Origin of the sequence: Pseudoalteromonas sp. H71, assembly GCF_001468485.1 — a bacterium.
Taxonomy (GTDB): domain Bacteria; phylum Pseudomonadota; class Gammaproteobacteria; order Enterobacterales; family Alteromonadaceae; genus Pseudoalteromonas.
The window spans coordinates 372,093-396,154 of record NZ_LODI01000001.1 but is presented as its reverse complement, the minus strand read 5'-3'; the positions used below and the strand labels follow the sequence as shown (position 1 = coordinate 396,154).

Sequence of the window (24,062 nt, the reverse complement as noted above, 5' to 3'; positions counted from 1 at the left end):
ATGCAATGTGATGGCTACCAAAGTACACCATTACATGTGGTTTGTGATTCGCAGCCAACGAATAGAGGAGCTGTTATGCAGTACAATATTGCGGTCGTTGGATTTGGCTTGGCGGGAAGGCTTGCTGCACTTGAGCTGAGCAAGCTGCACCATGTTAGCGTGTTTGAGGCAGATGATGAACATGCACTCAATAGCGCAGGTAAAGTCGCAGCGGCCATGCTCGCGCCATTGGCTGAGTCGGTATTATGTGAAGCCGATTTAGCACAAATGGGGTTGGATTCGATTAATCGCTGGCCTCAAATTATTGAAGAGCTTGATCACGATGTGTTTTTTCAGCAGCAAGGCACATTAGTGGTTGCGCATCAGCAAGATAAAGGCGACCTACAAAGCTTTACCCAGCGTATAAAACCTATAGCTGGGCACAGCGCTCAGGCATTAAATGCTCAGCAAATAGCGCAGTTAGAGCCCGAGCTTGCAAATCGTTTTAGCCAAGGTGTATTTTTGCCATGTGAAGGGCAAATAGATAACCAGGCGTTTTATAAAGCAAGCTTTACCCTGCTTAATAAACGAAAAGTGAAGTTTGTGTTTAATCAGCGGGTAACCATTAAAAATGGTGAAATTAATAATCGCCCGTTTGATTTTATTATTGATTGCAGGGGGCTTGGCGCAAAAGCAGGGCAACCGCTTCGCGGTGTAAGAGGTGAGGTTGCACGACTTTATGCGCCAGAAGTTAATTTAACGCGCCCAGTTCGCTTAATGCATCCGCGTTATCCTATTTATATTGCACCAAAACCTAATAATGAATATGTCATTGGCGCTACCGAAATTGAATCGCAAGACAGCGGCCCTGCCACGGTACGCTCAACACTTGAGTTATTGTCGGCAGCTTACACGGTGCATAGCGGATTCGCAGAAGGGCGCTTATTAGGTATTCAAACAGGGCTTCGCCCTGCGTTTAGTGACAACAGACCACAAGTAAAAAAATCCGAAAATGTAATCAGTATTAATGGCTTATATCGTCATGGCTATATGTTGGCTCCTGTTCTTGTTGCGCAAGCACTATCGTACATAGGTGAGTATTAGATGAACATTACATTAAATGGTGAGCTTTTAGATTTAACCTCTCATGCATTACTTGAAATATTAAAAGAGTATGGAGCAGTTGCTCCTTATGCGGTGGCTGTTAACGGCATATTTATACCAAAAAGCCAGCATAACGGTTTTGTTATAAATGAAGGGGATAGCATTGAGTTGTTATCGCCTATTCAAGGTGGGTAGGCGCATGCATGTAAAAGACACTTTAAATATTTATGGTGAAGCAATTGATAGCCGATTACTAATTGGCACCGCTTTGTATCCATCGCCAGATATTATGACCCAATCAATAGAGGCGTCTGGTGCGGGGATTGTGACGGTATCACTTAGGCGACAGCAAAGCGTGGCGGCGGGAGATGACTTTTGGCAATTAATAAAAAATACGGGTTTAAAAATACTGCCCAATACGGCCGGATGTCACAGTGTAAAAGAAGCTATTACGCTTGCTCAAATGTGCCGCGAAGTATTTGCTACTGACTGGATTAAACTTGAGCTTATAGGTGACGACTATAACTTACAACCCGATCCGTTTGCTTTGCTTGAAGCCACAGAAATATTAATTAACGACGGGTTTAAAGTCCTGCCTTATTGCACCGATGATTTAGTGCTTTGCCAGCGTTTAAATGAGCTAGGGTGTGAAGTGCTTATGCCTTGGGGGGCGCCTATTGGCACCGGTAAAGGGCTTTTAAATAGTTATAATTTAAAAACAATTCGTGAACGCTTACCAAATACAACACTTATTGTGGATGCAGGGTTAGGTTTACCGTCGCATGCCTGCCAAGCGCTTGAATTAGGGTATGATGCGGTATTATTAAATTCAGCGATTGCTGGGGCGGGTTGCCCCATTACCATGAGCCGTGCATTTAAGGCGGCGGTGGAAGCGGGACGTTTTGCTTATAACGCAAAAGCAATGCCTGAAAAAGATTTAGCAGCCCCATCAACTCCCACAATGGGCATGCCATTTTGGCATCAGCAGTAGGAAATAAATAGTATGAACAATTTAGTGTGGACAATTGCCGGATCAGACTCAGGTGGTGGCGCAGGTATTCAAGCCGATATAAAGGCGATGCAAAGTTTTGGTGTGCATGGTTGCACCGCAATTACCGCTCTCACAGCGCAAAATAGTTTAGGTGTAGAAGCTATTAATGCGGTGTCTACTGACGTGATTGAATCACAGCTTTTGGCACTTGAAAAAGATATGAAAGCCAAAGTTATTAAAATTGGCATGTTAGCAAATGTTCAGCAAATTCAATTAATAAGTGAGCATGTAGCACATTACAAAGCTAAATGGCCCGTACCACCTGTCATTGTTTACGACCCGGTTGCCATTGCATCAAGTGGTGATGTATTAACTGAAGAAGACACCGTAAGTGCCATTAAAGAATGCTTAATGCCGCTGGTGGACGTAATAACGCCTAACACGCACGAAACTCAATTATTAACCGGCGTATATTTAATTGGCCCAAGCGCTGTTAAAGATGCCGCAAATAAACTGCTAAGTTGGGGCGCAAAAGCGGTTGTTATTAAAGGTGGGCATTGGGATTACCCAAGCGGCTACTGTATTGATTATTGCGTAAATAATTTGACGCAAAATGGTGAAGAGTATTGGCTTGGTAATAAAAAGATCCAAAACCCGCACAACCATGGTACGGGGTGCAGCATGGCGTCGGTTATTGCAGCGTGTTTAGCAAAAGACTACCCACTAAAAGATGCCTTTATTTTGGCTAAAGCTTATATAAACCAAGGCTTAAAGCAGTCGGTGAGATACGGTGAAGGAATAGGACCGGTTGCGCAAACTCGCTTTCCTACAAATTTAGATGACTTTCCACAAGTCATTGAGCCAGGTAGCTGGCTGGGTGATGAGCTTGATTTTGATGTGCCGCTTGAGTTTAATATGGCCGCTGATTTCGCTCCTTGTGAAAGTAAGCAATTAGGTTTGTATGCGGTTGTAGACAGTAATGAATGGTTAGAGAAGTGTTTACAACAAGACATTAAAACAGTTCAGCTACGTGTAAAAAATAAAACTGACGCTGAGCTTGATGAGCTCATAAAACAGGCAGTTGAACTGGGTGAAAAGCATCGCGCTCACGTATTTATTAATGATTACTGGCAGTTAGCAATAAAGCACGGTGCTTACGGTGTGCATTTAGGGCAAGAAGATTTAAACATTGCTAATTTAGCCGCTATTAAAGACGCAGGTTTAAGACTTGGGCTTTCTACCCATGGCTTTTACGAAATGCTGCGTGCGCATAATTACCGACCAAGTTACATGGCATTTGGTGCAATTTACCCTACCACGACCAAAGATATGACAGGGCAAATACAAGGGCTCGATAAACTTAAAAAGTGTGTGCCCTTAATGCAAAGCTACCCAACGGTTGCCATTGGTGGAATAAATTTAGCCCGCGCAAACGAAGTTGCAAATACAGGCGTAGGCAGTGTAGCGGTGGTAAGAGCTATTAGCGAAGCGGATGATTATATTGCCGCGATTAATGCGCTACAAAGCGCTATAAATCAGCCTAATGGATAAGCTCAGCGATAAAGAAGCCCTGCGTTATAGCCGCCACATATTATTAAAAGAAGTAGGGCTAGAAGGGCAGTTAGCGCTAAAAGCTGCAACGGTAGCTGTTGTAGGTGCAGGCGGCTTAGGCAGTCCTGCACTTTTATATTTAGCGGCGGCAGGTATTGGTAGGCTTATATTAATAGACGATGATGCCGTTGAGCTCTCAAACTTGCAGCGCCAAGTGCTTTATAAAGTAAACCACTTAGGGCAAAGTAAAGTAGCAGCCGCTGGCAAAGTATTAGCAAGCCTTAATAATCAAATACACATAGTGACACACAGTAAAAAGCTCGATGATAACAATGCTGCTGAGCTTTTAAATAATGCCGATGTAGTACTTGATTGCTCAGACAATTTTACCACGCGCTATAGTGTTAACCGCTATTGCCTAGCGAATAAAACGCGTTTAATAGCTGGTGCTGCTATTGTAACAAGTGGGCAGTTAATGGGGTTTGACTTTACACAAACTCAAAGTCCTTGCTACGGCTGTGTTTTTCCAAAAACGAATAAGGCACCAGTTATTAATTGCAGTAATGCAGGAGTAATTAGCCCGTTATTAGGTGTCATTGGTTCTATGCAGGCTCAACTTACGCTTAATATGCTGCTAGGGCATGTTGAGGGTAGTGTGTTTATTACTTTTGATGCGCTGAGTTTAAAGCAGCAACATTTTAAAGTAGTTAAAGATTTAAACTGTAAAGAGTGCGGTGGATAAAGTAAGAGGTAATTCGCGGGGGAAGCTATGAGAAGCTGCGCTTCTCACGTGAGCAAGCTCTGCGTCTTGCTTGCGCATTTGAAATTTATGCTGTGTATATTTATTAATGCAAAATATCCGACGCGAGGTAAACTCGCTGCGCTTTAGAGGAAAAGATAAGCTTAAAATAAGTATTTGTTTTATCTTTTCTCATTTATTCCTCTTTCACTTCTCTTTGTACAAAATATTAAGTTATTTATTAACTGAAAGGTTAAGAAGTGGGTCGTTTTAGAGGTGGAACATTATGTTTATATTTTGTGTGAGCAAGCTCTATTCCTACCAATAAAAAAACACCGCGTTTATCATACACGCGGTGTTTTCTAATCTTTAACTAAAAACTAAAAACTTACAGCTCTTCATTTTCTTTAATTTTTGCAAACGCAGTACCTAATCGAGTTACAACTTCAGGAAGTTGATCGTCAAGTATGTCTGCTTTATTAGCGCCCCATGCAAGTACTACCGTTGAGCCTAATTTAAAGCGACCCATTTCATCTCCTTTTTTAAGGGTAATCGCGTTTTCGCCTTTAGTAGGGTAGTTCCAGCTAAATACATCACTGCCAGCTGGTGGAGTAACGGTGCCAGCCCAAATAGTCTCAATGCTAGCAACAATTGTTGCGCCTACAAGTACCATGGCGAGTGAACCAATTTCAGTCTCAAAAATAGCGACTACACGCTCGTTACGCGCAAATAAGTTGGGAACATTCTGCGCTGTAAGTGGGTTTACTGAAAATAAATCGCCCGGTACGTAAATCATTTTGCTTAATGTGCCATCAATAGGCATATGAATACGGTGGTAGTCTTTAGGTGCTAAATAAATAGTTGCAAATTTACCGCCTAAAAATGGCGTGGTGTCGTCCTCAGAGCCGCCTAATAGCGCTTGTAAGCTGTAGTCGTGGCCCTTAGCTTGAATTAGCTGTCCGTCAACTATGTCGCCTAACTGGCTTATTGCGCCGTCTACAGGATGAATAATCGTATCTGAATCTTCAACCATAGGGCGAACGCCGTCTTTAAGCGGACGAGTAAAAAACTCATTAAAGGTTTTGTAATGAGCAGGATCAGAATATTTAGCTTCGCTCATGTCTATTTTATATTGTTTAATAAACAGCTTGATAAGCGTAGTTGTTAATGCTCCGGCTTTAGCGGCTGCTAATTTACCAACAACGCGCGAAATAAAATGTTTTGGCATTGCGTATTGCATTGCTATTTTAAATTTATCTAAACTCACAGTATTTTTCCTAAATTATACGCGAGGCGCGCGAGCGCCGGCACGGCCATCGGCCATTGATTCTAAAATTCGGTGGTAACTATCAAAGCGAAGCTGAGATATTTCGCCATTAGCTACGGCTTCTTTTATTATACAGCCCGGATCGTTTAAGTGTTTGCAGTCTCTAAAACGGCATCCGCCTATAAATTCTCTAAATTCTTTAAAGCACCAAGTCACACGTTCAACGTCTAAATGCCACAATCCAAATTCACGTATACCCGGCGAGTCAATTAAGTTACCACCACTGGGTAAGTGATGAAGGCGTGATACTGTTGTGGTGTGTTGGCCCAAGCCACTGTTCTCAGATACTTCTTTAGTTAATATTTCTGCATCTGGCAGAACAGTGTTTACCAGGGTTGATTTGCCTACGCCACTTTGGCCTACAAAAATATTATTTTTGCCAACAAGCATGTCTTTGAGCTCATCAATTCCTTCGCCTGTTATATTACTAACAAGTAGTACGCGATAATTTAATTTGCGATAAATATCGAGCACTTTTCGGATGTCATTAAGGCCAGCTTCGTCAATTAAGTCGATTTTGTTAAGGACTAAAATAGGCTCAATACCCATGTCTTCACACGCAATCAAATAACGGTCAATTATGCTGGGTGTAAACTCAGGTAATACAGCAGAAACCATCAGTATTTGGTCAATATTTGCAGCAATGACTTTTACACCATCGTAAAAGTCAGGGCGTGTTAGTTGTGAGCGACGCTCTTGTGTTGCTTCAATAACTCCCGCTAAATCGCCTTCACTGACTTTAGCGCGACGAAATAACACTTCGTCACCACACACTAAATTAGATACTGTACGACGTATATTACAGCGAAGCACATCGCCACTTTGCGTTTCAACATCAGCGTGCTGACCAAAGCGACTGATCACAATAGCGCTTTCAACCTGACCTAAATTATCGGCCTGCCATTCTTGAGCACCTTTTTTAGCTGGTTTTGAACCTGCGCTATTAATGCGCTTTTGATGATTGGCCTTAATCTGACGTGATTGGCCTTTACTTAATTTTTTCTGTTTTGCCACTTTTGGCCTATAACCTTGTTTAAATGTCGGCTTTGAGCATAATACCAATTTGCAATAATACTTAACCGAGTTGGTATAAAAAAAGCTTTAGCTCGACGGTTGATGCTAATATCATATATCGAAATGCGTTGGATCTAAAGAAAAGCACCGTTTAAGGTAATTATGACTATTAATAAATCAAACTTAATTTGGCTCGATCTGGAAATGACCGGACTTGAACCTGCGACTGACAAAATACTCGAAATTGCAACTGTTGTCACGGATGCAGACCTTAATATATTGGCTGAAGGGCCAACTATAGCCATTCACCAAAGTGATGAGCTACTTAATGGTATGGATGAGTGGTGCACGACCCAGCATGGTAAATCAGGCTTAACTGCGCGCTGTAAAGCAAGTACGTTTGATGAAGAGTATGCGATAGCGCAAACATTAGACTTTTTAAAGCAATGGGTGCCTGCGGGGGCATCCCCAATGTGTGGAAACTCAATTGGGCAAGACAGACGCTTTATGAATAAATATATGCGTGAACTCGAAGACTTTTTCCATTACCGTAACCTCGATGTGAGTACAATTAAAGAGCTTGCAAGGCGTTGGAAGCCAGAAGTATTAGCCCAAGTAAATAAAAAAGGTTCGCACCTTGCCTTAGACGATATTAAAGATTCAATTATGGAATTGAAGGTATACAGAGAAAAATTCTTTAATTTGTAAAAAACACTTGCAAACACATCGTATTATTGTAGAATCCTGCCCCGCTCAAGACGATAACCCCCGCGGGGTTAGTGTGCTTGAGCAAGCGATTATGCGGCACTAGCTCAGTTGGTAGAGCGCGACCTTGCCAAGGTCGAGGTCACGAGTTCGAGCCTCGTGTGCCGCTCCAATTTCTCACCAAAGAAATTGGAGCTAAAGTTTAGAAATGCGGTACTAGCTCAGTTGGTAGAGCGCGACCTTGCCAAGGTCGAGGTCACGAGTTCGAGCCTCGTGTGCCGCTCCAATTTCTCACCAAAGAAATTGGAGCTAAAGTTTAGAAATGCGGTACTAGCTCAGTTGGTAGAGCGCGACCTTGCCAAGGTCGAGGTCACGAGTTCGAGCCTCGTGTACCGCTCCAATTTCTAACCAAAAAATTTAGTTAAAATATAAAATACGTTGCTAGAATGTTGAACGCGACCCAACGTAAAATAACTAAAGAAGTAAAAATGCGGTACTAGCTCAGTTGGTAGAGCGCGACCTTGCCAAGGTCGAGGTCACGAGTTCGAGCCTCGTGTACCGCTCCAATACTTTATACCTTCAAAATATCTATATTAAAAATAATAAATTATAATTCAAACCTTTATTATCTAATTTTTTCTTATTTGTAATATTCAGCATTCAGGCTTTGGTTATTTGAAGCTATCACTTTTCGCGCAGAGCCAGCTTTGCATTAATAAAGCGATATTTTATTATGAGGTCGTATAGTTGAAGCAAGTGGGGTTGATACTTTTTGACTGAGAAGTGTTGAAACTTCAGTTAAAACAGCTCGCCTTGAATAGTCGCTATAATGCGCCTTGCACCGCCAGCATCGCGGTGCTCGCCTAAATAAATACCCTGCCAAGTCCCTAATGCTAAGTATCCATTTGAAATAGGAATACTTAACGCACAACCAAGTGTACTTGTTTTTATGTGGGCAGGCATATCGTCATCGCCTTCATAGTCATGGCGATAATAAGGTTGTCGCTCAGGTACAAATTTATCGAAGTGACTTTCCATATCCATACGCACAGTCGGATCGGCGTTTTCATTTATAGTCAGGCTTGCCGATGTGTGTTGGATAAATAAATGCAATAAACCTACTTTATAGTGGGCAATTTCGGAGAGATTATTTAAAACGTCGTTATCAATTAAATGGAAACCTCGAGGACGAGGTTTCAATGTGATTGTTTTTTGCTGCCAGCTCATAGCTTGTCGAAACTAACTTCTATATTTGCAGTGCCAGCGTCGCTGCTAAATGGCATTATGATTTTTTTGCCTTGGCTCTTATGCGTTATTGTATGGCCTGCACCCGATACAACAATAGGTGTTGCCATATCGAAATCAAATCCTTTTTCACCTAATAAATTTTTAGCACCACCGGTAACCATGTTGGTGATTTCACCCACCATGTCAGTTACTTCTTCGTTGATAGAGTTAGGGCGCTCGCCTAGCATGCGTTCCATAATTGTCAGTGCCAAGCTTTCATCAAATGTAATTGAAAACGAGCCACGAGTCTGCGGGCCAACCATGCCAATTAAACCAGATACATCCCCACACGCGACCTCGTCAGTTTTAATGCGTGGTTTACCAGGTTTTAATTGTGTTTGTGCCATTGTGCTTAACACATTGATTAATGATGATAAGAAAGGGTTGATAAACTCTACATTCATACTGAATACTCTTAAATTTGTGCTATTAAATGGCTACAATTTACTAGTATAGCCATTAAGAATTATTTTGTTTTTATAAAGCTCTACAAGATTCACATTTACCATGTGCTTCTATTGTTTGCCCTGTTACTACAAACCCACTTTCAGCCGCTAAGTTATTTAGTTCATGAGAAATAACGGTAGAGTGCAGTTCTTTAACAAACCCGCAATTATCGCAAATAAGTAATTGTACCGGATGAATATGATCAAAATGATGACACAACATAAATGCGTTAGTGCTTTCAATTTTATGGATAAATCCCAGTTCGGCTAAAAAATCCAACGCGCGGTAAATAGTGGCTGGTTTAGCACCCGATTCGGTTACTTTTAATTGTTCCAGTAGGTCATAGGCGCCTACACCACCTTGTGCACTGGCTAATAAGCGAAATACTTTTTCACGGATAGGCGTAAAACGAGCGCCACGGTTGTCACATACTTGCTTAGCTTTACTAACTAGTGATTCTATATTCATCATTCTCTTATCCTTACGCTACCGTGATATACTAACATACTGTGTTGTAGTTGCAGTGTTTTTATTAGGCGATTTTTAGTCAGGAAAACTCGAAATGAACGAATTATTAGCCATTTTTATCTTCTTTTTTGCGGTAATAGACCCAATAGGCACTGTACCTGTATTTATAGCTGTGACCCGAGGGGAGGATGATAAATTTAAGCGCAAGGTCATCTTCAAGGCCGTTGGGGTATCGGCTATTGTGCTGCTATTTTTTGTTGTCGCTGGTGAGCTTTTATTAAATGCGATTGAAATTCCATTGTCGGCTTTTCAGATAGCGGGCGGCATAGTACTGCTGCTTTTTGCACTGTCGATGATATTTGGTGAGAGCAAACCCGAAACTGAAATAAAAAGCGTACGAGACAGCACTGAAACAGCCATCTTTCCTTTAGCTATTCCTTCAATTGCAAGCCCTGGTGCGATGTTGGGTGCCGTGCTTATGACGCGAAATGAAGAGTTTACCTGGATTGAGCAACTTATGACGTCGTCGATGATGCTTGCCGTATTAGCCCTAGTACTCATATTACTTTTACTTGCAACGCATGTGCATAAAGTAATTGGCGATAGCGGTGCTAGTATAATAAGTAGAATAATGGGACTTATTTTAAGCTCTGTAGCAGTTACTAATATTTTAAACGGTATAGCGCATTACTTTGGCTTGCAGGTATATAGCTAATATTGCCGCTAGTCGGGGTTTTGTGTAAAATGCGCCTCCCTTAATTGCTTTGCTTTTATACCCACTTGGGTTTTACATTTGGATGAACATATTTTGGATAAACCAACTTTAAACAGACGCTTTTCTGTCGCGCCAATGCTTGATTGGACTGACCGTCATTGCCGTACTTTTCATCGCAAAATGACAAAGCACACCGTGTTGTATACAGAAATGATTACCACAGGTGCTATTTTATTTGGTCGTGGTGATTATTTACACTTTAATCAGCACGAGGGACCCGTTGCATTGCAATTAGGTGGCTCTGATCCTCAAGCATTGGCAAAATGCGCAAAGCTTGCCGGTGAGCGTGGTTATGATGAAATTAATCTAAATGTAGGCTGCCCATCAGATCGCGTTCAAAATGGTCGCTTTGGTGCGTGTTTAATGGCCGAGCCTGAATTGGTTGCACAGTGCGTTGCGGCTATGAAAAGTGAAGTTGCAATTCCTGTTACTGTTAAAACGCGTATTGGGATAGACGAGCAAGACTCGTATGAGTTTTTATGTGCCTTAATTGAAGCAAGCCATAAAGTAGGGTGTGATGACTTTATTATCCATGCGCGTAAAGCATGGCTAAATGGCTTAAGCCCTAAAGAAAACCGTGAAGTTCCACCTCTTGATTACCCCCGAGTTTATCAACTTAAAAAAGATTATCCGCAACTCGATTTAAGTATTAATGGCGGCGTTAAAACGATTGAACAAAGCCTTGAGCATCTTCACTATATTGACGGTGTTATGGTTGGGCGCGAAGCCTATAGTAATCCGTTTATGCTTAATGAGGTTGATGAAAAAATTTATTGTGATGAAGTTAATACGCAAACCCGCCATGATGTGGTTCGCTCTATGTATGATTACATTGAAGAAGAAATGCGATTAGGCGCTAATTTTTGGCATGTAGCACGTCATATGTTGGGTATTTTTCAGGGGCAACCTGGTGCGCGTGGCTTTAGACGTCATCTTTCAGAAAACGGCCATGGTAAGCAGGCTGATTTATCGGTAATGGATAAAGCACTCAGCTTTGTACCCGAATAAATGTTTTTCAAACGTTGCATTTAAAGCCACTTATATAGTGGCTTTTTTGATCCTAAAAATTAGTCAAAAACATAATTTATTGGCCAATTATACTTAATGCTGTTCAGCGGATAGTCATTTCAATCTTATCTTTTTTCGCTTTAACTCTATGATTATACTTATCTTTTATTAATTTAAAATGACTTGGCATAACTCTTGGAATCTACTTGTTGTAATCAATTAAAAATCAACAGGAGAATACCGTGGGAATAGTTAATCGCGTAAACGATGTTATTCAATCAAATATTGTAGCACTGCTTGATAAAGCAGAAGATCCTAAAAAACTTGTTAACTTAATGCTTAACGATATGCAGGATGCATTAAACGAGTGTAGAAGCACAGCCGCCGCGCTTTTATGTGAAGAAAAAGCAATAAACCGCCACCTTGATACTAAAAAAGCAGAGCTTGTAGCATGGCAATCTAAAGCTGAATTAGCAATTGAAAAAGGGCGTGATGACCTTGCTAAGTCAGCACTTATATCTAAACAAGCTGTAAGCGAGAGCATTGAAAAAAAGCAAGCCCAACTTGAGACCTTACAGGAGTCTGTATTAAAAATTAGATCTGACTGTGAGCGCCTACAGCAAAAAATTTCAGAAGCAAAGACAAAGCAAGCTCAACTCGCGCAGCGTCACGATGTAGTTGTTGCTCGGTCGCATATAAATACGCAGTTAAATAGCGATAAAGTAGCTCATGCGCTCTCTCGTTTCGAGCAAATAGAGCAACGTGTTGAGAGTATTGAAGCGCAAGTTGAGGCGTATGAGTTAACTGACGCCGCTAATTCGACAGCCGCTCAAATTGAGTCACTTGTTAAAAACGAAAAAATTGACACCGAGCTGGCTAGTTTAAAAGCACGCTTAAATGTTAGTTCTAAACAAAGCGCGTAGGAGGAATTATGAGTCGATTTAATCATCAGCGTGGCTGGTTTAAAGACACGTTAAACAAAAAAATATCTGGCGTATGTAGTGGCTTAGCATACCGATTAGATTTTCCGGTATGGGCAACACGTTTGGTTACTATTTTACTGTTTTTAAGTTTTCCGTTTGCAGTTGCGCTTGGTTATTTTATTGCGCATTGCTGTTTAGAAGAAAAGCATATTAAGGAGTTTTAAAATGAAAGCTATCGCTGTTTGTATACTCATTTATTTGGTGTTTTTTACTAATTCATTCTCATTTTTAAACTTTGACACGTGGCAGTTTCCATTGTGGATTGCAGATATGAGCTGGGTTGGTGTTGAATTAGTGAGTGTACTTATAGCCATCGTAGCCGTTGCCGCAATTGCTGCATTAGTGACGTTAGGTTTAATAGGTGCAGCCGCAGTGGCTGTTATTGGTACTGTTTTGGCTTTGCTATTTGGCTCAGTGATGATTGCATGGCCATTATTATTTATTGCCGTATTATGCTGGTTAGTGGCTGATAACAAAAAAGTGGTTTCTTAATCCTTAATTTAACTCACTATTCCCCGTTAACTATGTTAAATTTAACGTGTGATATTACGTTTTTACAAGGATTAAATGATGGCAAAATTGTGTTTATCTTTTGTGTCTGCATTGGCTTTTAGTTTTTTTTCGTCATCTTTGGCTGCGCACTCTGGCCATAACCATTCAGCCGATACTGCACAACTTGAAGTAAGTAACGCGCAAGTAAGAGAGTTCTTACCTGGCGGTAAAGCCAGTGCCGCCTACTTAACTATTTCAAATCATAGTGATACGAATGCAACATTAACAAAGGCCAGCATTGACGGGTTAGGGCGCGTTGAAATACATGAGCACGCGCATGTTAATGGCATGATGAAAATGCAAAAGGTTGAATCGGTGAGTATAAAAGCACATGACAGTGTCGATTTTCAGCCCGGTGGTTATCATTTAATGGTGTTTGAGCCGCAAGAACCTTTAAATGCAGGGCAAGAACGCAAACTAACGCTATATTTTAGTGATGGTAATCGCTTGTTTACAAATATTGAGGTGGTTACGCTAGAGTCGCAAATAAATAAAGCTAAGTCATCAGCACAACATTCTCATCATTAGGAGTTTACATGTCGCAACACAAAGGAAAAATAGCAGGCATTTTAGTTTTACTGCTTATTATATTTTACGCCATTGCCGTTTACTGGAGTACTGAGCCTTCACGTTTTGATGTGGTTGAAAATGCAAAAGAGCAGGCGCAACTTCGAAATGAAACGATGGTGACGGGCTATATCACTACATCTACACTTATTACCGTTGCAAATACGTTACTTGATAAGCCAGGTGGGTATTTATCAAACGATGTTATTCCACCTAGTATTATTATGGATGATATGCCTGCTTGGGAGTATGGCGCACTTGAAATGGTCCGTGATTTATCACTTTCTATGAGAAAAGATTTTAGCCGTTCTCAATCTCAATCAACTGAACATGAAGCGCTCAAAAAAGCACAACCGCAATTTAATATAAGCTCTGAAGCTTGGGCGTGGCCAAGTGCAGAAGGTGAGTACCAAAAAGGAATTGATTACTTAATTGTTTATCGTACGCAAATGGCTCATCAGCATGAACGCGACAGCCAGTTTTATGCACGGGCCGATAACTTACGCAGCTGGTTAAAAGAGGCAGAAAAGCGGTTAGGCAGCCTAAGTCAGCGTTTAAGTGCAAGTGTTGGCCAAGATAAGGTTAATACTGACCTAGCTGGTAACTCTTCAAATAAGCAAGCAACGCTTGCGCCATTGCAGCAGCAAGTAAGAACGCCATGGCTTGATATTGACGATGTATTTTATGAGTCTCGTGGCGCAACGTGGGCGTTACTGCACTTTTTACAGGCCGTTGAGTACGACTTTAATGATGTACTTGAAAAGAAAAACGCACGTGTAAGCTTACAGCAAATCATTCGTGAACTTGAGGCCACTCAAGAAACCGTATGGAGCCCACTAATTTTGAATGGCAATGGCTTTGGCTATGTTGCTAATCATTCTCTTGTTATGGCAAATTATATCTCTAGAGCCAACGCGGCTTTAATTGAACTTAGCGAACTATTAGCGCAAGGATAAAAAATGAAAAAGTATTGTTTAGCAGCAGCCCTATCTATGGCTTGTTTAGCTCCAGCAGCGCAAGCTGACACTCTGTTAGGTTTATATGTGGGTGTTGATGGTTGGCAATCAGATAATGAAGGTCAGCTTTCTTATAAAGATAATGCACCTCAGGATTTTAACTTTGAAGACGAAACATACATTAGTTACTATGCTGCACTCGAGCATCCGGTGCCTTTAGTACCTAACCTAAAGCTTAAGTATACTGAACTTGAATTAAACGGCTCTACAGTACTAAATGATACATTTAGCTTTAATGGTTCAGACTATGTAGTGGGTACAACCGTTAATTCTGTAAGTGATTTAACACATGTTGATTATATCTTGTATTATGAAATATTTGATAATGATCTGGTTTCTATTGATTTAGGTCTAAATGCGAAGCAGTTTGACGGTGACATTATTGTTAACGGAACAACGCAAGATGGTGGTGCAAACTTCACTGAAACGGTTGAATTTTCTGGTTTTGTACCACTTGCATACGCGCGTGCAGAAGCAGGCTTACCATTTACAGGTTTAAGTGTGTTTTTTGAAGGTAGCCTTTTGGCAATTGACGATAGTAAAGTGCAAGATTACCAAGTGGGTGTTGCATGGGAGCTTGTTGATAACTTAGCTGTAGATATTGCTGTTAAAGCAGGTTACCGTTCAATGGTATTAGAGCTAGATGATGTTGATGATATTACTACAGATATTGACGCATCGGGTCCGTTTGCAGGTATTCAGGTTCACTTTTAATTAGTACCTTCTAATTAAACAAAGCGTGGCGTTCTATTTTGTAGTGTGCCACGCTAAATCAAACTCTCCTTCTAATGCCGTGTTTACTAGTTGCTTATATATTTTGTTTACAGGAAATCGTATAAGTTTAGATAGCTCATCGCCAGTTTGGGTGAACTTGTAATAACTTAAAACCAAATCACTATTTTTTGCTTTGAGTGTCACTTTTTGAGATAAAAAAGAGAGTGTGAGTTCTTGCCCTGCTTTAAGTACAGCTGATTCTATTTCTTTTCTATAAAGTAAATTCAAATCCATTAAAGTTAAAATATCAGGAAAGCTTATTCCTGTTTTTCCTAAATTTAATGACACTTTATTTCCCTTGCGAAGCAGATCAAATAAAGACGGTTTCTTATAAAAGCCAAGTAAAATAAAGTGGCTGTCGTCTTTTTCATTGTAGCCAGAAAGCGATACACACTTTTGCAAAGAATCGGCTTCGCGCTGAGTCATATGCTTTAAAGTTTGTAAGCTTTTGATTGAAAATGTACCAGGATTTAATGTTTCACCGGTTAAAATTTTTGCCCACAAGGCTTGCATAGAGCTATTTGAGGTGTCCTCACATAAAGCAATAAAGTGTTCCACCCAGTCTGCGTCTGGCTGTTTATTGCTTGCTACGTCCGGGCAAAACTCCATTGCCGTGGTTAAAATAGCCTCTATGTTTTGTTGTCGCTTTATAGCCAGTAAATCGTGTCTTTGTTTGGCGCGAGTTAGTAAAGGGTGTTCACTATTAATATGATATAGCGGTTTTACTTGCCCTCTTGTATTGTAACTTTGCTCTGTTATTGGCGATGTGTCGCTGCTGGCCACCTTAGTGACAGGATAGCCAAGTAACGATTCTATTATATTGGCTAAATTAATCCGTGCTTGTGCTGTTTTTACTGTCATGGCTATTTGCTACGCTTTGTATATCGCTTAATTGTGCTACGGTTTTTAAATTATTTAACCCAAGCTCTAGAGTGTTATTCAAAATATACTCATACACGAGTGCCATATAGCCTGATATGAGTAGAGTCGTTGATTGTCCTTCAATATAACAGGTCACGGTATTGGTATTTGCTTGCTGTGAAAAGGTGAGTATACCTTCAATAATATGTTCATTATTTAATAGTATATTAAATGTCATTTTATCTTCACTGATAGATGTAATGGTCATTTCGCCATGCCCCCATTGTCCTACCCACGATTGATGTGCGCCTACGCCAGCTCCCGGTTCATTAACAATAAATTCAATGGAAGGGTCTACTTGCTGCCAAGGTGACCATGTGTGCCATTGATTAAAGTCAGCAACAAGTGTTTTTATTGTGCTGATATTGGCATTGATTTCTACGTTTTTACTCACACGGTAGTTTTGTGGAAGCAGTAATCCGACTACGACTGTTATAAGTAGTAAAACTAATACGTATTTGAACAGTGTTTTTAATAATTTAATAACCATACCTTTGGTAGTTTTTTAAGTTTATATGTAACAACTTTTTGTTAATCGACTATAGTATGAATTAGATCATAAGCCAAAAACTAAATTTATAGCTTTTTAAACATTACGTTAGAGTATTTATAGCATTAAGCAGTATCTGAAAAGGGTAAATATGTCGTCTGAACAAAATGATTTTCTATTTTTAGACCAACAGCAAGACGACGAAATAGTTGTTGAGCCATCTCGTTATTGGGATATTTTAATTGTAGACGACGACGAAGAAATTCATACGGTTACAAAACTCGCATTATCTGGATTAGAATATGGCGGCGCTAGGCTTAGGTTCCATCATGCATACTCTGGCGCTGAGGCCAAAAATATACTTACCCAGCCTAATGATATATCCGTTATTTTTTTAGACGTTATTATGGAAACTGACGATGCCGGCTTTCAGGTGGTTAAACATGTCAGAGACACTCTAAATAACAAACGCGTTCGCATTATTTTACGTACGGGCCAAGCCGCTAACATCCCCGAAGAAAAAGTTATTCGTGATTACGACATAAATGATTACAAAACTAAAACAGAGCTGACACGTTCAAAACTTGTTACAACACTTATTGCTGCTATTCGTTCTTATGAACAAATTTGCCTACTTGAGTACCAAGCCCAAGCAATGAATACTATTTTATCTGCATCTAAATACATTTTGGGGCAAACAGATATAAAAGTATTGTGCAACAAAGCAATTGAATTTATGGGAGTCATTTTAGGTTGTAAATCTAACGGATTAATTTGCACCAAGCTTGATGGTGAAAATTTTATTCAGGTCCTGGGTGGATGTGAAAAGTACGAAGAGTATTTTGGTGAAAAGTTAGTTAATGTTAACCAAACTGCATTACCTCAGGTTGAAACCAGTTTTGAACAGCTTACCCATCAATATACTGATAATAGCATCACCTTTATTTTAAAAAGTAAGCACCGCAAAGCTGCTTTATATATTGAGTGTGGTGGAGCGCCTACAGATATTCAATTGCAGTTTGCCGAAATATTTTTAACTAATATCAGTATTGCGCTTGATAATATTCGGTTGTTTGTAAAATTAAGAGATGCAGCCTACAAAGACTTACTCACTGGTATTTCAAATAGAACGGACTTTATTGAACGCATAGATGATTTTCAAAACGTACATGAAAATAAATATGTATTTGTTTTATTAGATGTAATTAACTTCTCAGATATAAACGACGGCTTAGGGCAAGATGTAGGCAATAAGCTACTTATTGCTATTGTTGAGCGCCTACGAACAATTGCACCAACGGCGCAGTTGCTCTCGCGAGTAGGGGCGGATGTATTTGGTTTTTTAATATTAAAAAATGAATTTAACATTGCCGATTTTAACGAAAAACTAAGCCCATCATTTAGTGCTGCAGAACATGTTTTGCCAATTGATTTTAGAATTGGCTTATGCCAACAGCAAGACTTTCAAGGCTCAGGTATTGAAACATTAAAAGTGGCTTATATTGCTTTAAATCATGCTAAAAAAATAAAGCATAAAGAAGGTGTTTATTACAGTATTGATATGCAAGAAAAAATGGAGTGGCGATTAGGCTTAATTAGACAGCTGCGCCATGACTTTGCTAGAGGGAAGCTCGAAGTGTGGTACCAACCGCAGTTAGCGTTTGATGATTTATCTTTAATTGGTTGTGAAGCCCTTTTACGCTGGCCATTAGAAAATGGCACCTATATTTCACCTGCGGTATTTATACCATTAGCTGAAGATGCTGGGCTTATTGTAGATATAGGGCAGTGGGTGCTGGAGCAAGCTTGCCAACAGCAAAAGCGATTAGAAAATGAAGGAACCGAAATTTGTATTGCTGTTAACGTGTCGGTTCCGCAATTTAAAGTTAAAGGGTATGCGCAAACAGTTAAAAATACCTTACTAAAATACGGCGTGAATCCAAAAAACATTGAGCTTGAAGTCACTGAAAGTGTAGTAATGGATGAATTAGACACGGTTATTAATACTTTAAGAGAGCTGAAGGCGCTTGGTATTGAAGTGGCTATTGATGACTTTGGTACCGGGTTTTCGTCATTAAGTTACATTCAAAGCTTACCTATAGACAGATTAAAAATTGATAGGGCATTTATTAAAGATTTGGATAATGGTGATAACGGTGCCGTTGCAGGGCTAGTAATATCGTTAGGTGCAAAGTTAGGTTTAAAAACAATAGCAGAGGGTGTTGAAACGCAGGAACAGGCTAAGTTTTTAAAAGACTTAGGATGTGATGAAGTGCAAGGGTTTATGTACGCAAAACCTATGCCTGAAAAAAAGTTACTAGAGTTCATTAGCAAACAAAATACCTAGATAATTATAGGCTTAACGTTATAGGTATTTCATCCCCTGTAATGTTGTATATATAAACAAGGCTATGGTGTATAATTTGCGCCTTTTGTTATTCGACGGTCACATTTATGAGCACACTCAAAGCTAAGCGCGCCTTATTCTCTTACCCAAAGTATTGGGCTGAGTGTTATGGCACCGCACCATTTTTACCCACATCACGCGAAGAAATGGATGCACTTGGCTGGGATAGCTGCGACATAATAATTATTAGTGGCGATGCATATGTTGATCACCCAAGTTTTGGTATGGCCGTAATTGGGCGTGTACTTGAAGCGCAAGGGTTTAGGGTGGGTATAATTGCTCAGCCTAAATGGGATACAAAAGATGCATTTATGGAGCTTGGCAGACCAAACCTATTTTTTGGTGTAACGGCCGGCAACATGGATTCGATGATTAACCGCTACACAGCTGAAAAGCGTATGCGCCATGACGATGCGTATACTCCTGACAACGTAGGGGGCAAGCGACCAGACCGTGCTGTGATGATTTATTCTCAAAAATGTCGTGAAGCATATAAAGGTATTCCTATCGTTATTGGTGGTATTGAAGCAAGCCTTCGTAGGATTGCTCATTATGACTATTGGCAAGAAAAAGTGCGCCGTAGCATTTTGTTTGATTCAAAAGCCGATATATTAATTTACGGAAATGCTGAGCGCCCATTAGTTGAAGTTGCCCACCGAATTGCCGGTGGCGAAACGATGGATACAATTCAAGATATCCGTGGTACCGCTGTTATCCGCAAAGAGCCACTACCTGGCTGGCGTGGCAGTGACTCAACTGCAATTGATAAAATTGGTAAAATAGACCCCATTCCAAATCCTTACGGAGCCGATGATGTTGGCTGCAGTAAATCTGAATTTAAACAAGCCGGTATTGATTTAAAGGCTGAAGCTGCAAAGCCCATTACTGTGCAACCAGCGCGTCCTAAGCCATGGGAAAAAACGTATGTTAAGCTCCCAGCCTACGAGCAAGTAAGTGTTAACAAACCTTTATATGCCCATGCTTCAAGGATATTACACCAAGAAACTAACCCTGGTTGTGCAAGAGCGTTGTTTCAACGTCATGGAGATCGCTCTATTTGGGTAAACCCACCGGCTTACCCGTTAGAAACACATGAAATGGATGCAGTATTTGGGTTACCTTACCAACGAATTCCTCATCCAAGCTATGGCGACGCTAAAATTCCCGCTTACGACATGATCAAAACGTCGGTTAATATTATGCGTGGCTGTTTTGGTGGATGTTCATTCTGTTCGATTACAGAGCACGAAGGTCGTATTATTCAAAGTCGCTCGCAAGAATCAATTATTGAAGAAATTGAACAGATCCGAGATAAAGTGCCTGGTTTTACAGGCGTTATTTCCGACTTAGGTGGGCCAACGGCCAATATGTACAAACTACGTTGTACAAGTAAAAAAGCAGAAAGCACTTGCCGACGCTTATCATGTGTATACCCTGACATTTGTAAGCACATGGATACTGATCACACACCTACTATCGATTTATACAAAAAAGCGCGTGATGTGAAAGGGATTAAAAAAGTATTAATCGCTTCGGGTGTTCGCTATGACCTTGCTGTACGCGATCCTCGGTACGTAAAAGAATTGGTGACGCATCATGTAGGTGGTTACTTAAAAATAGCACCAGAGCACACTGAAGACGGCCCATTATCCAAAATGATGAAACCTGGCATGGGCGCTTACGACCAATTTAAAGAGTTATTTGATAAGTACTCAAAAGAAGCAGGTAAAAAGCAGTATTTAATTCCGTACTTTATTTCTGCCCACCCGGGAACCAAAGACGAAGATATGGTTAATATGGCTTTATGGCTTAAATCAAATGACTTTAAGTTAGATCAAGTGCAAAATTTTTATCCATCACCTATGGCCAATGCAACCACTATTTATCATACAGAGATGAACTCTTTACGTAATATTAAAAATAATAGTGAGATAGTGCCTGTGCCAAAAGGAGCTCGCCAGCGTAGATTACACAAAGCTATTTTGCGCTATCACGATACATCAGGTTGGCCAATGATACGTGAAGCACTTCGTAAAATGGGTAAGGCTAATTTAATTGGTAAAGGGCCAAATTGTTTAGTGCCAGAAGAAGGCCGCGATGAAAAAGCGGGTAAAGCCGTTAATAAAGGCCGCAAAAGTGGTCGCCCAGCGCTTACACGTCATACGGGATTTAGCCAATTTAAAAAGGCCAATACAAAACCTAAAGTGGGTGGAAATAGACAAAAAGCCAGGTAGTTTTTACTGAATAACTAAAAACGCGCAGCTATACATTAACTGCGCGTTTTTTTGTGACAGTTTTATAATTATATTAATAGCCAGGTAGCGGTGCCTAAAAAGGCAAAAATACCCACAATATCGGTCACTGTTGTCAGCACTACACTACCTGCAAGTGCGGGGTCTATATTCATTTTTTTAAGTAAAATAGGGATACTCGCCCCAGCCACGCCAGCTACCACTAAATTCATAAACATAGCAAAAGCAAGCACGCCGCCGAGCATAAAGTCCCATTGCCATAGTGCAATGACACCCGCTATTAATAATGACCATAAAATACCATTAAGCGCACCTATGGCCAGTTCTTTCATCATTAAAAAACGTTGGTTAGTTTGATTAATATGACCGACAGCAATACCACGAATAACAAGCGTAAGCGACTGGCTACCAGCAACACCACCCATAGAAGGTACAATGCCATTAAGCACTGCTAATATAGGTAAAATATCGAGTGTGCTTTCAAAAAAACTAGCTACAAAGGCGGCTGCAAGCGCCGTCAATAAGTTAACTCCTAACCATACTGAGCGTTTTTTAGAGCTTTTTAGGACGGGAGCAAAGGTATCTTCTTCATCATCAAGACCTGCCAAGCTCAGTAAGCTATGCTCGGCGTCTTCTCGTATAACGTCGACAATATCATCGATTGTGACACGACCTAGCAGTTGATCATTATCATCAACAACAGGGGCAGAGATCCAATTATGGCGTTCGAATAATTGTGCAACTTCACTTTCATCCATAGATATTGGAATTGACTCACACTCTTCATCCATTAAGTCGCGAACAATTTTTTCAGGTGAATTAGTCAGTAATGTACTCAGCGATAAAGCACCAATAAAGCAGTTATGTTTATCAACTACATACAGATCATCTGTGCCTTCAGGTAACTCTCCACGAAGTCGAATGTAGCGTAGTACTACATCAATGGTAACGTCTGGACGAATAGTTACCGTATCGGTGTTCATGAGCGCGCCAGCAGAACGCTCTTGATAAGACAACGCCTGTGTTGCGCGCTCTCTGTCTTGAATATCCATAGCGCTAACAACGTCTTTATAAACGGTGTCAGGCAAGCTACGTAACACTTCGCCTAAGTCATCGTGCCCCATATCTTCAGTAGCGGCAGCAATATGCTCAGGTTCCATTTGGGCTATGATGCCTAAACGTACGTCTTCTGATAACTCTTCTAGTACGTCACCTTGAACATCAGGGTCAACAAGTTGCCAAAGTAATCGACGAATTTTATGAGGAGACGACTCTAATAATAAAGCAGTATCACATGGGGCGGTTTTTGCGAGCATGCGTCTAACTTGAACAAACTGGCCACTATTAAGTGACTTAGTCACTTGTTTTAGTTGTTGTAGTGGGTAGTCTTGTTCAAAAGCTTCGGGCATTGGCGTCCTTTATTTATATTGTAACTGTTACTTAGTGGGTGGGAGAGTACGAACTATTAGCCAGTTATTTTTGATTATAGTTATTTTATTTAATTGTTAAAAATTAACGTTACTCTTGCTCGTTAAATCGTTGCGAAATAAGCTCTCCAACTGCATTTAAAGCTTGTTTTGCATCAGGTCCTTCACATACCACTTTAACTTCTTTACCTTGGCTACTTTCAAGTAGCATCAGTGCTAATACACTATCACCAGCAGCTTCTTTGTCATCTTGAAATAAAGTGATTGAAGCATCAAATTTAACAGCAAGTTGAGCCAATACTGTCGCGGCTCTGGCATGTAGCCCTAATTTATTTTGTATTAAAAAAGTGTCTTCTATGCGCATACATTACTCTATCAAAGCTGAACAGGTTATTAGTTTATATAAATTATTTTTCTTGTTCTCTGTGGCGTATTTTTACATTAGGGTGTGTAACTGCAAAGCTTTCACCAATTGTTTGCGCTAAATATACAGAGCGATGTTGTCCGCCAGTACAACCAATAGCAATCGTTAAGTAGCTACGGTTATTGCGTTCTAAATGGGGCAACCAGGTTTGCACAAAAGTTTGTATTTGCCATGTGAACTTTTGAACTATGCTGTGGCTAGCTAAATAATCTTTTACTGGCTGGTCTAAGCCATTGAGTGGTTTTAGTTCAGGCTCCCAATGTGGGTTAGGTAAAAAACGTGCATCAAATACGTAGTCTGCTTCTTTAGGAATGCCATGTTTAAAACCAAATGATTCAAATGTGACAATCAGCTGCTTGTCTTTTTTACCTAATATTTTTTCACGAATCGATTCAGCGAGTTGATGAACACTCAAGTCGCTTGTATCTATCATGTAATCGGCACGAGTAGTTAGCACATCAAGCAGTTCTTTTTCTTTTTTTATAGCTAAATCTAGCGGAAGCGAATCGATTGATAGAGGGTGCAAGCGTCTTGTTTCTGAAAAACGTTTAATTAATGTTTGATCTTCACTGTCTAAATAAAATAGTGTTGGTTTTGTAAAACCCGGTAAATATTCAATAATATGATTAAATTCATCTTGTTCTTTTGGCAAGTTTCGCACATCGATGCTAACAGCGATTTTATCGTAGTTATCAGAAACGCTTCTTACCAAAGAAGGTAATAAATTTACAGGGATGTTATCTACGCAATAATAACCTAGATCTTCAACAACGCGTAAAGCAACCGACTTACCAGAACCAGAACGGCCACTTATGATAATCAACTCCATTAATCACCCTTTAAATTTATTACGA

At 40.3% G+C, this 24,062-nt stretch carries 26 protein-coding genes and 4 tRNA genes; 20 read left to right on the top strand and 10 right to left on the bottom strand.

Going from position 1 to position 24,062, the window contains the following annotated elements; translation table 11 throughout:
- Positions 1–75: 75 nt before the first annotated feature.
- From ATS71_RS01875 to ATS71_RS01855, 5 genes are read left to right on the top strand one after another with little or no spacing between them, the layout of a single operon-like run.
- Positions 76–1,083 (top strand): FAD-dependent oxidoreductase, encoded by a 1,008-nt coding sequence (locus tag ATS71_RS01875; protein WP_058403274.1) that lies wholly within the window; start codon positions 76–78, stop codon positions 1,081–1,083.
- The gene (gene thiS, locus ATS71_RS01870) at positions 1,084–1,278 is read left to right on the top strand and encodes a sulfur carrier protein ThiS (protein WP_058403273.1); all 195 of its coding nucleotides are present in this window, start codon (positions 1,084–1,086) and stop codon (positions 1,276–1,278) included.
- A gap of 4 nt (positions 1,279–1,282) precedes the next feature.
- Complete coding sequence (locus ATS71_RS01865) at positions 1,283–2,074, top strand: thiazole synthase (protein ID WP_058403272.1); 792 nt, start codon at positions 1,283–1,285, stop codon at positions 2,072–2,074.
- A gap of 12 nt (positions 2,075–2,086) precedes the next feature.
- Positions 2,087–3,625 carry a thiamine phosphate synthase gene (thiE, locus tag ATS71_RS01860; RefSeq protein ID WP_058403271.1) on the top strand — a complete coding sequence of 513 codons (1,539 nt, stop codon included), beginning with the start codon at positions 2,087–2,089 and terminating at the stop codon, positions 3,623–3,625.
- Positions 3,618–4,367, top strand: coding sequence for a HesA/MoeB/ThiF family protein (locus ATS71_RS01855; protein ID WP_058403270.1), 750 nt, complete (start codon positions 3,618–3,620; stop codon positions 4,365–4,367). Before thiE ends, ATS71_RS01855 begins: the two co-directional genes overlap by 8 nt.
- Before the next feature lie 385 nt (positions 4,368–4,752).
- Here ATS71_RS01855 and asd read toward each other — a convergent pair whose 3' ends face one another.
- Both asd and rsgA read right to left on the bottom strand, forming a co-directional pair.
- Positions 4,753–5,631 carry an archaetidylserine decarboxylase gene (gene asd / locus ATS71_RS01850; RefSeq protein ID WP_171034611.1) on the bottom strand — a complete coding sequence of 293 codons (879 nt, stop codon included), beginning with the start codon at positions 5,629–5,631 and terminating at the stop codon, positions 4,753–4,755.
- A gap of 15 nt (positions 5,632–5,646) precedes the next feature.
- Complete coding sequence (gene rsgA / locus ATS71_RS01845; RefSeq protein ID WP_058403269.1) at positions 5,647–6,705, bottom strand: small ribosomal subunit biogenesis GTPase RsgA; 1,059 nt, start codon at positions 6,703–6,705, stop codon at positions 5,647–5,649.
- Between the two features lie 162 nt (positions 6,706–6,867).
- Between rsgA and orn the strand changes: the two genes are divergently transcribed.
- From orn to ATS71_RS01820, 5 genes are all read left to right on the top strand, one after another.
- Positions 6,868–7,413 carry an oligoribonuclease gene (orn, locus tag ATS71_RS01840; protein WP_058403268.1) on the top strand — a complete coding sequence of 182 codons (546 nt, stop codon included), beginning with the start codon at positions 6,868–6,870 and terminating at the stop codon, positions 7,411–7,413.
- A gap of 93 nt (positions 7,414–7,506) precedes the next feature.
- Positions 7,507–7,582 (top strand) — tRNA-Gly (locus tag ATS71_RS01835).
- Positions 7,583–7,620: 38 nt separating this feature from the next.
- Positions 7,621–7,696: transfer RNA gene (locus ATS71_RS01830), tRNA-Gly, on the top strand.
- A 38-nt stretch (positions 7,697–7,734) separates the two neighbouring features.
- Positions 7,735–7,810: transfer RNA gene (locus tag ATS71_RS01825), tRNA-Gly, on the top strand.
- Between the two features lie 90 nt (positions 7,811–7,900).
- Positions 7,901–7,976, top strand: a tRNA-Gly gene (locus ATS71_RS01820).
- A 232-nt stretch (positions 7,977–8,208) separates the two neighbouring features.
- Here ATS71_RS01820 and ATS71_RS01815 read toward each other — a convergent pair.
- The 3 genes from ATS71_RS01815 to ATS71_RS01805 all read right to left on the bottom strand — a co-directional run bounded on the left by ATS71_RS01815 (position 8,209) and on the right by ATS71_RS01805 (position 9,612).
- Entirely contained in the window at positions 8,209–8,637 is a 429-nt protein-coding gene (locus tag ATS71_RS01815; protein ID WP_058403267.1) for a secondary thiamine-phosphate synthase enzyme YjbQ, read from the bottom strand.
- Complete coding sequence (locus ATS71_RS01810; protein WP_058403266.1) at positions 8,634–9,101, bottom strand: chemotaxis protein CheX; 468 nt, start codon at positions 9,099–9,101, stop codon at positions 8,634–8,636. The genes ATS71_RS01815 and ATS71_RS01810 overlap by 4 nt, the downstream gene beginning before the upstream one ends.
- Before the next feature lie 73 nt (positions 9,102–9,174).
- On the bottom strand, positions 9,175–9,612 hold the full coding sequence (locus ATS71_RS01805) for a transcriptional repressor (protein WP_058403334.1): 438 nt from the start codon (positions 9,610–9,612) through the stop codon (positions 9,175–9,177).
- 94 nt (positions 9,613–9,706) lie between these two features.
- Here ATS71_RS01805 and ATS71_RS01800 point away from each other — a divergent pair, with 94 nt between their 5' ends.
- The 8 genes from ATS71_RS01800 to ATS71_RS01765 all read left to right on the top strand — a co-directional run bounded on the left by ATS71_RS01800 (position 9,707) and on the right by ATS71_RS01765 (position 15,227).
- Entirely contained in the window at positions 9,707–10,327 is a 621-nt protein-coding gene (locus tag ATS71_RS01800; protein ID WP_058403265.1) for a MarC family protein, read from the top strand.
- Between the two features lie 93 nt (positions 10,328–10,420).
- A complete protein-coding gene (gene dusA / locus ATS71_RS01795; RefSeq protein ID WP_082653577.1) occupies positions 10,421–11,395 on the top strand; it encodes a tRNA dihydrouridine(20/20a) synthase DusA in 975 nt (324 codons plus the stop codon).
- Between the two features lie 242 nt (positions 11,396–11,637).
- Complete coding sequence (locus tag ATS71_RS01790; protein WP_058403264.1) at positions 11,638–12,318, top strand: PspA/IM30 family protein; 681 nt, start codon at positions 11,638–11,640, stop codon at positions 12,316–12,318.
- 8 nt (positions 12,319–12,326) lie between these two features.
- Complete coding sequence (locus tag ATS71_RS01785) at positions 12,327–12,542, top strand: PspC domain-containing protein (RefSeq protein WP_058403263.1); 216 nt, start codon at positions 12,327–12,329, stop codon at positions 12,540–12,542.
- Position 12,543: 1 nt separating this feature from the next.
- Complete coding sequence (locus ATS71_RS01780; RefSeq protein WP_008130274.1) at positions 12,544–12,870, top strand: hypothetical protein; 327 nt, start codon at positions 12,544–12,546, stop codon at positions 12,868–12,870.
- A 78-nt stretch (positions 12,871–12,948) separates the two neighbouring features.
- The gene (locus tag ATS71_RS01775) at positions 12,949–13,458 is read left to right on the top strand and encodes a copper chaperone PCu(A)C (RefSeq protein WP_058403262.1); all 510 of its coding nucleotides are present in this window, start codon (positions 12,949–12,951) and stop codon (positions 13,456–13,458) included.
- An 8-nt stretch (positions 13,459–13,466) separates the two neighbouring features.
- The gene (locus ATS71_RS01770; protein ID WP_058403261.1) at positions 13,467–14,453 is read left to right on the top strand and encodes a DUF2333 family protein; all 987 of its coding nucleotides are present in this window, start codon (positions 13,467–13,469) and stop codon (positions 14,451–14,453) included.
- A 3-nt stretch (positions 14,454–14,456) separates the two neighbouring features.
- Positions 14,457–15,227, top strand: a complete 771-nt coding sequence (locus tag ATS71_RS01765; protein WP_058403260.1) for a TIGR04219 family outer membrane beta-barrel protein — start codon at positions 14,457–14,459, stop codon at positions 15,225–15,227.
- A gap of 33 nt (positions 15,228–15,260) precedes the next feature.
- On the opposite strand, the gene ATS71_RS01760 is transcribed toward ATS71_RS01765, so the two are convergent.
- Positions 15,261–16,148: a TIGR03899 family protein gene (locus tag ATS71_RS01760; protein ID WP_058403259.1), complete on the bottom strand. Its 888-nt coding sequence runs from the start codon at positions 16,146–16,148 to the stop codon at positions 15,261–15,263.
- Positions 16,117–16,698: an SRPBCC family protein gene (locus tag ATS71_RS01755; protein ID WP_058403258.1), complete on the bottom strand. Its 582-nt coding sequence runs from the start codon at positions 16,696–16,698 to the stop codon at positions 16,117–16,119. Before ATS71_RS01755 ends, ATS71_RS01760 begins: the two co-directional genes overlap by 32 nt.
- 151 nt (positions 16,699–16,849) lie before the next feature.
- Here ATS71_RS01755 and ATS71_RS01750 point away from each other — a divergent pair, with 151 nt between their 5' ends.
- Together ATS71_RS01750 and ATS71_RS01745 are read left to right on the top strand one after the other, a co-directional pair.
- Positions 16,850–19,045 (top strand): bifunctional diguanylate cyclase/phosphodiesterase, encoded by a 2,196-nt coding sequence (locus tag ATS71_RS01750; protein WP_058403257.1) that lies wholly within the window; start codon positions 16,850–16,852, stop codon positions 19,043–19,045.
- Between the two features lie 107 nt (positions 19,046–19,152).
- Entirely contained in the window at positions 19,153–21,339 is a 2,187-nt protein-coding gene (locus ATS71_RS01745) for a YgiQ family radical SAM protein (RefSeq protein WP_058403256.1), read from the top strand.
- A gap of 68 nt (positions 21,340–21,407) precedes the next feature.
- Here ATS71_RS01745 and mgtE read toward each other — a convergent pair whose 3' ends face one another.
- The 3 genes from mgtE to rapZ form a co-directional block, all read right to left on the bottom strand.
- Positions 21,408–22,766 carry a magnesium transporter gene (gene mgtE, locus ATS71_RS01740; protein WP_058403255.1) on the bottom strand — a complete coding sequence of 453 codons (1,359 nt, stop codon included), beginning with the start codon at positions 22,764–22,766 and terminating at the stop codon, positions 21,408–21,410.
- 109 nt (positions 22,767–22,875) lie between these two features.
- Positions 22,876–23,148, bottom strand: coding sequence for an HPr family phosphocarrier protein (locus ATS71_RS01735; RefSeq protein ID WP_058403254.1), 273 nt, complete (start codon positions 23,146–23,148; stop codon positions 22,876–22,878).
- A gap of 43 nt (positions 23,149–23,191) precedes the next feature.
- A complete protein-coding gene (gene rapZ / locus ATS71_RS01730) occupies positions 23,192–24,037 on the bottom strand; it encodes an RNase adapter RapZ (protein WP_058403253.1) in 846 nt (281 codons plus the stop codon).
- Positions 24,038–24,062: the final 25 nt, after the last annotated feature.